The organism is Streptomyces sp. NPDC002825 (assembly GCF_040295385.1).
Classification (GTDB): domain Bacteria; phylum Actinomycetota; class Actinomycetes; order Streptomycetales; family Streptomycetaceae; genus Streptomyces.
Genome location: NZ_JBEOVH010000001.1, coordinates 95,221 through 106,775, shown reverse-complemented (window position 1 = coordinate 106,775; position 11,555 = coordinate 95,221). Strand labels below are relative to the sequence as shown.

At 72.4% G+C, this 11,555-nt stretch carries 12 protein-coding genes; 7 read left to right on the top strand and 5 right to left on the bottom strand.

Annotated elements, in window-relative coordinates:
* Positions 1–4: 4 nt before the first annotated feature.
* Entirely contained in the window at positions 5–529 is a 525-nt protein-coding gene (locus ABT041_RS00520; protein WP_351177612.1) for an Lrp/AsnC family transcriptional regulator, read from the top strand.
* Between the two features lie 413 nt (positions 530–942).
* On the opposite strand, the gene ABT041_RS00515 is transcribed toward ABT041_RS00520, so the two are convergent.
* Both ABT041_RS00515 and ABT041_RS00510 read right to left on the bottom strand, forming a co-directional pair.
* Positions 943–1,536 carry a TetR/AcrR family transcriptional regulator gene (locus ABT041_RS00515; protein ID WP_351176621.1) on the bottom strand — a complete coding sequence of 198 codons (594 nt, stop codon included), beginning with the start codon at positions 1,534–1,536 and terminating at the stop codon, positions 943–945.
* Entirely contained in the window at positions 1,536–3,215 is a 1,680-nt protein-coding gene (locus ABT041_RS00510; RefSeq protein ID WP_351176618.1) for a 3-hydroxyacyl-CoA dehydrogenase, read from the bottom strand. The genes ABT041_RS00515 and ABT041_RS00510 overlap by 1 nt, the downstream gene beginning before the upstream one ends.
* Positions 3,216–3,339: 124 nt before the next feature.
* On the opposite strand from ABT041_RS00510, the gene paaN reads away from it, so the two are divergent.
* Positions 3,340–5,037 (top strand): phenylacetic acid degradation protein PaaN, encoded by a 1,698-nt coding sequence (gene paaN, locus ABT041_RS00505; RefSeq protein ID WP_351176615.1) that lies wholly within the window; start codon positions 3,340–3,342, stop codon positions 5,035–5,037.
* Between the two features lie 39 nt (positions 5,038–5,076).
* On the opposite strand, the gene ABT041_RS00500 is transcribed toward paaN, so the two are convergent.
* The 3 genes from ABT041_RS00500 to ABT041_RS00490 are packed head-to-tail and all read right to left on the bottom strand — an operon-like array spanning position 5,077 to position 7,666.
* A complete protein-coding gene (locus tag ABT041_RS00500) occupies positions 5,077–5,739 on the bottom strand; it encodes a TrmH family RNA methyltransferase (RefSeq protein ID WP_351176612.1) in 663 nt (220 codons plus the stop codon).
* Positions 5,736–7,001 carry an HTTM domain-containing protein gene (locus tag ABT041_RS00495; RefSeq protein ID WP_351176609.1) on the bottom strand — a complete coding sequence of 422 codons (1,266 nt, stop codon included), beginning with the start codon at positions 6,999–7,001 and terminating at the stop codon, positions 5,736–5,738. The genes ABT041_RS00500 and ABT041_RS00495 overlap by 4 nt, the downstream gene beginning before the upstream one ends.
* Entirely contained in the window at positions 6,998–7,666 is a 669-nt protein-coding gene (locus tag ABT041_RS00490) for a DUF5819 family protein (protein ID WP_502976310.1), read from the bottom strand. The genes ABT041_RS00495 and ABT041_RS00490 overlap by 4 nt, the downstream gene beginning before the upstream one ends.
* Before the next feature lie 271 nt (positions 7,667–7,937).
* On the opposite strand from ABT041_RS00490, the gene paaA reads away from it, so the two are divergent.
* Genes paaA through ABT041_RS00465 form a run of 5 tightly spaced genes read left to right on the top strand, consistent with a single transcriptional unit; the run spans position 7,938 to position 11,552 of the window.
* Positions 7,938–8,954 (top strand): 1,2-phenylacetyl-CoA epoxidase subunit PaaA, encoded by a 1,017-nt coding sequence (gene paaA / locus ABT041_RS00485; RefSeq protein ID WP_502976309.1) that lies wholly within the window; start codon positions 7,938–7,940, stop codon positions 8,952–8,954.
* On the top strand, positions 8,951–9,238 hold the full coding sequence (gene paaB / locus ABT041_RS00480) for a 1,2-phenylacetyl-CoA epoxidase subunit PaaB (protein WP_030692422.1): 288 nt from the start codon (positions 8,951–8,953) through the stop codon (positions 9,236–9,238). Before paaA ends, paaB begins: the two co-directional genes overlap by 4 nt.
* Positions 9,235–9,972: a 1,2-phenylacetyl-CoA epoxidase subunit PaaC gene (gene paaC, locus ABT041_RS00475; RefSeq protein WP_351176601.1), complete on the top strand. Its 738-nt coding sequence runs from the start codon at positions 9,235–9,237 to the stop codon at positions 9,970–9,972. The genes paaB and paaC overlap by 4 nt, the downstream gene beginning before the upstream one ends.
* A complete protein-coding gene (gene paaD / locus ABT041_RS00470; RefSeq protein ID WP_351176597.1) occupies positions 9,966–10,463 on the top strand; it encodes a 1,2-phenylacetyl-CoA epoxidase subunit PaaD in 498 nt (165 codons plus the stop codon). The genes paaC and paaD overlap by 7 nt, the downstream gene beginning before the upstream one ends.
* On the top strand, positions 10,464–11,552 hold the full coding sequence (locus ABT041_RS00465) for a 2Fe-2S iron-sulfur cluster-binding protein (RefSeq protein WP_351176595.1): 1,089 nt from the start codon (positions 10,464–10,466) through the stop codon (positions 11,550–11,552).
* The last annotated feature ends 3 nt before the right edge of the window (positions 11,553–11,555 follow it).

The window sequence follows — 11,555 nt, the reverse complement described above, 5'->3', positions numbered from 1 at the left end:
ACAAATGGCCGAGGACTGGGAGCGGGTCGTCGCACCGGCGTCGGCACCGGTGGTCCCAGGCGTCCCGGCACGCCCCCTGGACGCCATCGACCGCGACATCCTGCGCATCCTCCAGACGGACGGCCGCGCCTCGATCCGCTCCGTGGCCGAGCGGGTGCACGTCTCCCGGGCCAACGCGTACGCGCGCATCAACCGGCTCATCGACGACGGCGTGATCCGCGGCTTCAGCGCGCGCGTCAACCACGAGCGGGCGGGCCACGGCGCCTCCGCCTACATCACGCTCAAGATCGTCCAGAACTCCTGGCGGACCGTGCGCGAACAGCTCCAGGCGCTGCCGGGAGCCGCGCACATCGCCCTGGTCAGCGGCGATTTCGACGTCCTGCTGCTCGTCCACACGCCCGACAACCGGACCTTGCGGGAGCTGGTGCTCACCAAGCTGCAGTCGATCCCCGAGGTGCTCTCCACCCGGACCCTGCTGGTCTTCGAGGAGACGGACCTGGACCCGGACCACCCGGACCCGGGCCGCTGAGACCGTCCGCCGGGCCCCGGACGGCCCGCACGAGGGCTCAGCGGGACACGGGCCGCTGACCTCCGAGCAGCCCGTACGAGGGCTCAGCGGACCCCTTCACCCGCCCCCTTGCCCGTACGAGGGCTCCAGCGGGTCCACTCACCCGCCTCCCCGCCTCCCTGCCCGTACGAGGGCTCCAGCGGGTCCGGCCACCCGCCTCCCTGCCCGCACGAGGGGCTCCAGCGGGTCCGGCCACCCGCCTCCCTGCCCGCACGAGGGCTCCAGCGGGTCCGGCCACCCGCCCCCTTGCCCGTACGAGGGCTCCAGCGGGTCCACTCACCCGCCTCCCTGCCCGCACGAGGGCTCCAGCGGGTCCGGCCACCCGCCTCCCTGCCCGCACGAGGGGCTCCAGCGGGTCCACTCAGGACAAGGGCTCAGCGCGCCGTCCGCAGCCCGTCGAAGGCCAGGTGGACGACCGTCTCGGCGAGCTGCTCCCCCTCGGCCGTCGCGCCCGGATGCGGCCGGTACCACTCGACCAGCGAGTTGATCATGCCGAAGAGGAGCCGGGTCGCGAGCCGGATGTCCACATCGGCCCGCAGGTCGCCCTCGGCGGCGGCGGCCTTCAGCAGATCGGCCACCTTGTGGTCGAACTCGCGGCGCCGCTCCATCGCCCACCGCTCGGTGGCGGTGTTGCCCCGCACCCGCAGCAGCAGCGTCACGTACGGCAGCTCCGCTATCAGCACCTCGACGGTGCGGCGCGTGACGTACTCGACCCGCTCGACGGCCTTGCCGCGCCCGGCCCCCGGCTCGTCGAGCACCGCGAAGAGCCCGTCGAGCGCCCGGCTGACCGCCCGCCGCAGCAGCTCCTCCTTGCCGGAGACGTGGTGGTAGATCGAGGACTTCGAGATCCCGGCCGCCTTGGACAGGTGCTCCATCGACGTGCCGTCGTAGCCGCGCTCGTTGAAGACCTGGACGGCGACCGAGAGCAACGTCTCGGGGGTGTACGTGTCGCGCTTGGCCGTGGTCATCAGGAGTCCCGCCCTTCCTCGGCGTATCCCCGGCGGGCGGTGGCCAGGCTGGGCGCGTACCGCCCCGTCGGGTAGCGCTCGTGCAGGGCGGACAGCAGATCGCGTACGCGCGCGTGGCCCACGTTCCCGGCCCACTCCAGCGGGCCGGCGGGGTAGTTGACCCCGAGCCGCATGGCCGTGTCGACGTCCTCGGCGGTGGCGACCCCCCGGTCGACGGCGTCGGCCGCGAGGTCGGCGAGCATCGCGACCGTACGGGCGACGATCATGCCGGGCACGTCGCCGATCACGGACACCTGCTTGCCGAGCGCCTGGAAGAGGCCCACGGCCTCGGCGAGGGACTCGGCCGAGGTGTGCTCACCCGTGGACAGCACGATGCGGGTCGCGCGCGCGTAGTCCAGTGCGAGGTCGAAGTAGATGATCTCGTCGGTGTAGTACTCGAAGGCGCTCTCGCCGTCGGCGAGACAGAGCCGGGCGCCGCCGGGCAGCAGCACGTATCCGTTGCCGCCCTTGCGCCGGACCGTGATCCCGGCCTCCTCGAAGAGCCCGATCAGCGGCTCGGCGGGTCCCAGGTCACCGCGTACGGCGATCCGCTCGGGCGCCTTCGCCGGCGCCGCCGTGTGCGGCTCGGGCCGCTCCGCGCCGTCCGCGTACGAGAACCAGCCGTGCCCCGACTTGCGGCCGAGCCGCCCCGACTCGACGAGCCGGCGCTGCGCGAGCGAGGGGGTGAACTTCGGGTCCTGGTAGAAGGACTCCCACACGGAGCGGGTGACGGCCTCGTTGACGTCCTGGCCGATGAGGTCGGTCAGCTCGAAGGGACCCATCCGGAAGCCTCCGCACTCGCGCAGGGCCGCGTCGATGGTGGCGGGGTCGGCCGCGCCCTCCTCGAGGACCCGGAGCGCCTCGGCGTAGAAGGGGCGGGCGACCCGGTTCACGATGAAGCCGGGGGTGTCGGCGCAGCGCACCGGGGTCTTGCCCCAGCCCTTGACCGTCTCGTACGCGCGCGTGGCGACGTCCGCGTCGGTGGCGAAGCCGCTGACCACCTCGACGAGGGGGAGCAGCGGCGCCGGGTTGAAGAAGTGCAGTCCGACGAACCGGCCGGGCAGCCGCAGGCCTCCCGCGATGGCGGTGACGGAGAGGGAGGAGGTGTTCGTGGCGAGGACGGTGTCGTCGCCGACGATCTTCTCCAGGTCGGTGAAGAGCCGCTGCTTGACCGCGAGGTCCTCGACGATCGCCTCGATCACGAGCGCGGCGTCCGCGAGCTCCGCGGGGTCCTCGGCCGCGTGCAGCCGGCCGACGGCGGCCTCCCGGGCGCCGGCGTCGAGGCGGCCCTTCTCCACGAGCCGGTCCAGGCGGGCGGTGAGGGCGGCGACGGCCTCGGCGGCCCGGCCGGGGGCGCTGTCGTAGAGGCGCACGGGGTGTCCGGCGACCAGCGCGACCTGGGCGATGCCCTGGCCCATGGTCCCGGTGCCGACGACGGCGACGGTGCGGTCCCGTCCGACGGCGGGGGCGCTGTCCTGCGCCTCGGCTTCGGCGCTGCCCTGCGTTTCGGCGGCGGCGCCGGCCTCCACCTCGGGGGCGGCGCTGCCCTGCGCTTCGGCGGCCGTGCGGTCCTGTCCTTCGGCGGCGGTCTCACTGGCGGTCACGTCGTCGCTCCCCCTGACGGTCACGTTGGCGCTCATAGGAGTGATCCTCCCCGATGGGTTTTCCACAGGATCGACGGACCCCCTTGTCCCGACCGATCGTTCGGTTACTCTAACTCCGTACGCGTCTCCCTGCCCAGCTCGACGAGGAGTTGGTCCATCGATGGCCACCGCTCAGCTGACCACCGACCGTCTGGCCGAGAAGCACCGGTCCACACTCGACCAGGCGCTCGACACCATCCGCACCCGCGCCTACTGGTCGCCGTACCCCGAGCACCCCAAGGCGTACGGCGCGGACGGCTCGCTCGACGCGGCGGCGGGCCTCGCCGCCCACCAGTCAGCGCTGAACACCCGCTTCGACCTCGACCAGCCGGGCACCGACGGCTGGACCGGCGGCGAGATCTCGCCGTACGGCCCCTCGCTCGGCATCGAGTACCCGCACGCCGACCTCGACGTGCTGCTCCCCGCGATGCGCGCGGGCATGGCCGCCTGGCGGGACGCCGGCGCCGAGACCCGCGCCCTGGTCTGCCTGGAGATCCTCGCCCGGATCTCCGCCCGCACCCACGAGTTCGCCCACGCCGTCATGCACACCAGCGGCCAGGCGTTCATGATGGCGTTCCAGGCCGGCGGCCCGCACGCCCAGGACCGCGGCCTGGAGGCCGTGGCGTACGCGTACGAGGAGCAGACCCGCACGCCCGCCGGGCGGGCCGGCTGGTCCAAGCCGCAGGGCAAGCGCGACCCGCTGGAGCTGAGCAAGGAGTTCACCCCGGTCGGCCGCGGCATCGCCCTGGTCATCGGCTGCAACACCTTCCCCACGTGGAACGGCTACCCGGGCCTGTTCGCCTCCCTCGCCACCGGAAACCCGGTCGTGGTCAAGCCGCACCCGCGCGCGGTGCTGCCGCTCGCGCTGACGGTGAAGGTCGCCCGCGAGGTGCTCGCCGAGACCGGCTTCGACCCGAACCTGGTCGCGCTCGCCGTCGAGCGCCCCGGCGAGGGCATCGCCAAGACCCTGGCCGTCCGCCCCGAGATCCGGATCATCGACTACACCGGCTCCACCGCCTTCGGCGACTGGCTGGAGGAGAACGCCCGTCAGGCCCAGGTGTACACCGAGAAGGCCGGCGTCAACACGGTGGTGGTCGACTCCACCGACGACTACAAGGGCATGCTGGCCAACCTGGCCTTCTCGCTGTCCCTGTACAGCGGCCAGATGTGCACCACCCCGCAGAACCTGCTGATCCCCCGCGACGGCATCACCACCGACCAGGGTCCCAAGTCGTACGACGAGGTCGTCGCCGACCTCGCGGCGGCGGTCGGCGGTCTGCTCGGCGACGACGCCCGGGCGAACGGTCTGCTGGGCGCCCTGGTCAACCCGGACGTGAAGGCGCGGCTTGAGGCCGCCGCCGGTCTCGGCGAGGTCGCGCTGGCCTCCCGTGAGGTGGTCAACCCGGAGTACCCGGACGCCGTGGTCCGCACGCCGGTCATCGTGAAGCTGGACGGCTCCAAGCCGGACGCCCAGGCCGCGTACTTCTCGGAGTGCTTCGGCCCGGTCTCCTTCGCCGTCTCGGTGGACTCCACCGCCGACGCCCTGGAGCTGCTGCGCCGCACGGTCCGCGAGAAGGGCGCCATGACGGTCGGCGCCTACACGACCTCGGCGGACACCGAGCGCGCGGTGGAGGAGGTCTGCCTGGAGGAGTCGGCCCAGCTCTCGCTGAACCTGACGGGCGGGGTGTACGTGAACCAGACGGCCGCGTTCTCCGACTTCCACGGCTCCGGCGGCAACCCGGCGGCGAACGCCGCGCTGTGCGACGGCGCCTTCGTCTCCAACCGCTTCCGGGTGGTGGAGGTCCGCCGCCAGGCCTGACCCGCGGCCCTGTGGAGGCCCTCCGGGGCCTTCACAGGGCTACTGCGCCTCGATCTCCGCGTACCGCTGCACCCACGCGTGCATGGCGATCGCGGCCGCGGCTCCCGCGTTGATCGACCGGGTCGAGCCGAACTGGGCGATCGAGCAGACCATCTCCACGTGGGCGCGGGCCTCCTCCGTGAGGCCCGGCCCCTCCTGCCCGAAGAGCAGCACACAGCGGCGGGGCAGCACGGTCCGCTCCAGCGGGACGGCGCCCGGCAGGTTGTCGATGCCGATGACCGGGATGCCCTCGGCCGCCGCCCACGAGGTCAGCGACTCGGTGTCCGGGTGGTGACGCACGTGCTGGTAGCGGTCGGTGACCATCGCGCCCCGCCGGTTCCAGCGGCGCCGGCCCACGATGTGGACCTCCTTCGCCAGGAACGCGTTGGCGGTCCGTACCACCGAGCCGATGTTGAAGTCGTGGCCCCAGTTCTCCACCGCCACGTGGAAGTCGTGGCGGCGGGTGTCGAGGTCGGCGACGACCGCCTCGCGCGTCCAGTACCGGTAGCGGTCCACGACGTTGCGCCGGTCGCCGCCGGCCAGCAGCTCGGGGTCGTACCGCTCGTCCCGCGGCCACGGCTCCGGGTGCGGCCCGACGCCGATCTCGGGGCCGTACCCCTCGTCGTACTGGACCGGCTCGGGCTGTTCTTCCGTGGTGCTCACCCGACGAGGGTACGGGGACCGTGCTCCTCATCCGTACGGCGCTGCTCGGGCAGCGCCTCGCCGGCGCTCTCGGCGGAGCTCCCGGCCGGAGTCCGCTTCAGCAGCCGGTCCCGGCCCCCGGCCACCCGGGCGCCCAGCCACACCAGGAACGCGGTCGGCAGGAAGACGGCGTCGGCGGAGATCATCGCGAGCGAGAAGACCGGCAGTCCGAGAAGGACCGCGATCCCGGCGTGCTCCATCATCATCACGACGAGCAGGACGTTCTTGACCTTGCGGTTGAAGAGCGTGAACGGGAAGGCGACCTGGACGATCACCGTGCCGTAGGTCAGCAGCATCACCATGATCCCGCTGGCCCCGAGCAGCTCGGACAGGGCCGGCCAGGGCGAGAAGTAGTCCAGGTGGAGCGGGTAGAACAGCGCCGTCCCCTCCTGCCAGCGCGAGCCCTGGATCTTGTACCAGCCGGCCGTGGCGTAGATCAGGCAGACCTCCACCATGAGCACGGCGAGGACGGCGTTGTGCGCGAGGTTGGCGAGGGCGTCGAGCAGCGTACGAGGCTCCCCGGGCGCCAGTCGGCAGACCAGCCACCACAGGCCGTTCCCCAGCCACAGCACCCACAGCAGCACCGGCACCCACCACTCGCCGCTGACATCGCTGAACCAGGTCACGGCGAGGAGGAAGCCGCCGAGCACGACCCACAGCAGCGGTCCGACGACATCACGGCGCGGGGCCCGACCGGCCTCGGCCGCGCGGGCCTCACGGGCCGCCCGCCGGGCGTCCAGCGACCACACCTGGCCGCAGCGGGTGAACACCAGGTAGATCGAGACGAGGTGGAGGACGTTGTCGCCGCCGTCGCCCACGAAGACGGACCGGTTCAGCAGCGAGAGCACCCCGACCATGAACACCACGGACACGGCCCGGGTGCGCCAGCCCACCAGCAGCAGTGCGGCGGAGAGCACAGCGAGCCCGTAGACGAGCTCGAACCACAGCCGGCCGTCCGACCACAGCAGAACGGTGAAGGCCCGGTTGTCGGCGATCAGCCGCTGCGCCAGCTCGAAGGACCACGGGGCCTCGGGGCCGTACAGCAGATGCCGGTGCGGCAGCTCGCGCAGCAGGAAGATCAGCCAGGTCAGCGAGAAGCCGATCCGTACGATCGCGCTCTGGTACGGGGCGAGGGTGCGGCCCGTGACGGCCTGCACCCCGCGGGCGAGCCGGCGGTCGAAGGGCTCGCGGGCACGCGCGCGCGTGGCGTGGGAGGTGCTCATCGGTCCGCCTCCGTGCGGCTCGCGCCGTCGCCGGCGGACCGGTCGGCCTCGGTGATCCCCCACCACGGGAAGGCGCGGTAGGAGGGGTTGGACCGCGTCGACTCGGTGCTCCAGCGGGGGGCGGGGACGGGCCGGGAGACGGTACGGAGCTGGATGCGCCGCACGTCGGGGCCGAGGGCGCGCCCGTCGGAGCCTTCGAGGCCGTCGAGCCTGAGCATCGCGATCCGGCGCATGTACTGCTCCGAGAGGTCGCCGCGCAGTCCGTTGGAGCGGTTGTCGTCGTTGTGCGTGTTGAGGTAGAAGTCCACGGCCCTGCGGAGCTGGTTCTGCTGCGAGTGGCTGGGCAGCGGGTTGTGGCGGACGGCCTCGATGTCCTGCGCGGTGAGGTCGATCCAGCCGGTCGTGCGGCGGCCGCCGCCGGCGGTGGCGAGCTCGGCGCGGACCTCGACGGAGATGTTCGTCTGGAGCGGGTTGGGAGCGAAGAGCTTCCAGTTCTGCTCGAACTCGGGGTAGATCCAGTCGTCGACGGCCTGCCCGTGCCGCTTGGTCAGCGTGTTGGACGGCGCGACGTGCAGGAAGACCATCGCCAGGTGCACGCAGGTGAAGACCGCGACGACGGCGAGCGCGACGGCGACGACGACCTGGTACGGCAGCGAGAGGGCCATGATCCCGGTGCCGCCGGTACCGGTGCTGCCAGTGCCGGCCCCCTTGCTTTCGCTCCGGGTTCCGCCCGGCGTCTCAGGAGGGCTTTTCGGCGGGTCCTCGGGGGGTCTCCGCCCGCCGTCGCTCACCTCGACCGCGTCCTTTTCGACGTACGCGTCCATCCCGCCCCGATCCCGATCGGCCCACCTCGGTTATCCACAGGGTTGACACCATACGGGCCGCCGACCGACCATTGAAGTCATTCAACCGAACGATCGGTCGGTAGGGGGTCTGATGACCGCAGTGACGGCAGGGACGGCAGGGACCACGGGCATGCCCGGCGCGTCGGACACGGCCGCGGCGGCGGAGCAGGCCGCCTACGAGGCCGTCTTCGACGCCGCCGTCGCCGCTGACGAGCGGATCGAGCCGCGCGACTGGATGCCCGAGGCCTACCGGGCCTCGCTCGTCCGCCAGATCGCGCAGCACGCCCACTCCGAGATCATCGGCATGCAGCCCGAGGCGAACTGGATCACCCGGGCGCCCTCCCTGCGGCGCAAGGCGATCCTCATGGCCAAGGTGCAGGACGAGGCCGGCCACGGCCTGTACCTGTACAGCGCGGCCGAGACCCTCGGCACCAGCCGCGACGAGCTGCTCGACAAGCTCCACTCCGGCCGCCAGAAGTACTCGTCGATCTTCAACTACCCGACGCTGACCTGGGCCGACGTCGGCGCGATCGGCTGGCTGGTCGACGGCGCCGCGATCACCAACCAGGTCCCCCTCTGCCGCTGCTCCTACGGTCCGTACGCCCGCGCGATGGTCCGGGTCTGCAAGGAGGAGTCCTTCCACCAGCGCCAGGGGTACGAGGCACTGCTCGCCCTGTCGAACGGCACCGAGGCCCAGCACGCCATGGCGCAGGACGCGGTCGACCGCTGGTGGTGGCCCTCGCTGATGATGTTCGGCCCGCCGGACGACGAGTCGACGCACACCGCCCAGGCGATGGCCTGGAAGATCAAGCGCCACTCCAACGACGAACTGCGCCAGCGCTTCGTCGACATCGCCGTCCCGCAGGCCGAGGCCCTCGGCCTCACCCTCCCCGACCCGGACATCCGGTGGAACGAGGAGCGCGGGCACTACGACTTCGGCGCGATCGACTGGACCGAGTTCTGGGACGTCCTCAAGGGGAACGGCCCGTGCAACGACCAGCGGCTGAGCAAGCGGCGCCAGGCCCACGAGGACGGCGCCTGGGTCAGAGAAGCGGCGGCGGCCTACGCGGAGAAGCACACCGGCAAGCACGGAGAGGCACAGGCATGACGACCGACGGTTGGCCGCTGTGGGAGGTGTTCGTGCGCTCCCGCCGCGGACTGTCCCACACCCACGCGGGCAGTCTCCACGCACCCGACGCGGAGATGGCCCTGCGCAACGCCCGCGATCTGTACACCCGCAGGTCCGAAGGCGTGTCGATCTGGGTCGTGCCCTCGACGGCGATCACCGCCTCCTCGCCCGACGAGAAGGACCCCTTCTTCGAGCCGGCCGCGGACAAGCCCTACCGCCACCCGACCTTCTACGAGATCCCGGAGGGGGTGAAGCACCTGTGACCGGCACCGGCACCCACAGCGACACCGTCACCGCCGCCGCGGCGCTCGCCCTCGGCGACGACGCCCTCGTCCTCTCCCACCGCCTGGGGGAGTGGGCCGGCTCCGCCCCCGTCCTGGAAGAGGAGGTCGCCCTGGCCAACATCGCCCTCGACCTCCTCGGCCAGGCCCGGATCCTCCTCTCCCTCGTCGGAGACGAGGACGAGCTGGCCTACCTCCGCGAGGAGCGCTCCTTCCGGAACAGCCAGCTGGTCGAGCAGCCCAACGGCGACTTCGCCCACACCATCGCCCGGCAGCTCTACTTCTCCACCTACCAGCACCTCCTGTACGGGCAGCTGGCCACCGGCGACGGCCCCTTCGCCGGCCTCGCCGCCAAGGCCGTCAAGGAGGTCGCCTACCACCAGGACCACGCCGAGCACTGGACCCTCCGCCTCGGCGACGGCACCCCCGAGAGCCACCGGCGGATGCAGCAGGCCTGCGACGCCCTCTGGCGGTACACCGGCGAACTGTTCCAGCCCGTCGAAGGACTCGACCTGGACCTCCCCGCCCTGGAGACCGCCTGGCTCGACTCCGTCACCCAGGTCCTCGGCCGGGCCACCCTCACCGTCCCCTCCGGCCCCCGCACCGGCGCCTGGAGCGCGGGCGCCGGCCGCCAGGGCCTGCACACCGAACCCTTCGGACGGATGCTCGCCGAGATGCAGCACCTGCACCGCAGCCACCCGGGGGCGACATGGTGACCATGACGGCCCTGGAAGAGGAACTGAGACGCGTCGCCGGCTCCGTCCCCGATCCGGAGCTGCCCGTCCTCACCCTGGAGGAACTCGGCGTCATGCGGGGCGTGCACGTCCTCGGCCCCGGCCGGGTCGAGGTCTCCCTCACCCCCACCTACACGGGCTGCCCCGCGATCGAGGCGATGGCCTCCGACATCGAGGCCGCCCTCCACGAGCACGGCGTGCCCGACGTCACCGTCGTCACCGTCCTCGCCCCGGCCTGGTCCACCGACGACATCAGCGAGGAAGGGCGCCGCAAACTCACCGAGTTCGGCATCGCCCCGCCCCGCCCCCAGGGCCCGGCCGGCGGCCCCGTGCCCCTCACCCTCGCGATCCGCTGCCCGCACTGCGGATCCACCGACACCGAGCTCCTGAGCCGCTTCTCCTCCACCGCGTGCAAGGCACTGCGCCGCTGCACCGCCTGCCGCGAACCGTTCGACCACTTCAAGGAGTTGTAGATGGAGTCCTCAGCCGCCGCACGGGCCGGATTCCATCCCCTCAGAGTGAGCGAGGTCGACCGGCTCACGGACGACTCCGTGGCCGTCACCTTCGCCGTCCCGTCCGAACTCCACGAGGCGTACCGGCACCTCCCCGGCCAGCACCTCGCCCTGCGCCGCACCGGCGAGCAGGGCGAGGAGATCCGGCGCACCTACTCGATCTGCGCCCCCGCCACCCCGGCCGGCGAGCCCCCCGTCCTGCGCGTCGGCATCCGCCTCGTCGACGGCGGCTCGTTCTCGACGTACGCGCTCAAGGAACTGGCCGTCGGCGACCTCGTCGAGGTCATGGAGCCGATGGGCCGCTTCACACTCAGCCCGCGCCCCGGACACTTCGCCGCCGTCGTCGGCGGCAGCGGCATCACCCCGGTCCTGTCGATGGCGGCCACCCTGCTCGCCCGCGAGCCGGAGGCCCGGTTCTGCCTGATCCGCAGCGACCGCACCGCCGCGTCCACGATGTTCCTCGACGAGGTCGCCGACCTCAAGGACCGCTACCCGGACCGCTTCCAGCTGATCACCGTGCTCTCCCGGGAGGAGCAGCAGGCCGGTCTGCCGTCCGGCCGCCTCGACGGCGAGCGGCTCACCGCCCTGCTGCCCGCGCTGCTGCCCGTCGACACGATCGACGGCTGGTTCCTCTGCGGCCCCTTCGGACTCGTCCAGGGCGCCGAGAAGGCACTGCGCGGCCTGGGCGTCGACCGCGGACGGATCCACCAGGAGATCTTCCACGTCGACGACGGCTCCGCGCCCGCACCGGCCGCCGCGGCAGACGCCCCGGCGCACGCCACCCTGACCGCGACCCTCCACGGCCGCTCCGGCACCTGGCCGGTGGAGCGGGGCGAGACGCTCCTCGACACCGTGCTCCGCGCCCGCGCGGACGCCCCGTACGCCTGCAAGGGCGGGGTGTGCGGCACCTGCCGCGCCTTCGTCGTCGGCGGCGAGGTGCGGATGGACCGCAACTTCGCCCTGGAGCCGGAGGAGACCGAGGCCGGATACGTCCTGGCCTGCCAGTCCCACCCGGCCACCCCGGACGTGGAGCTGGACTTCGACCGCTGACGG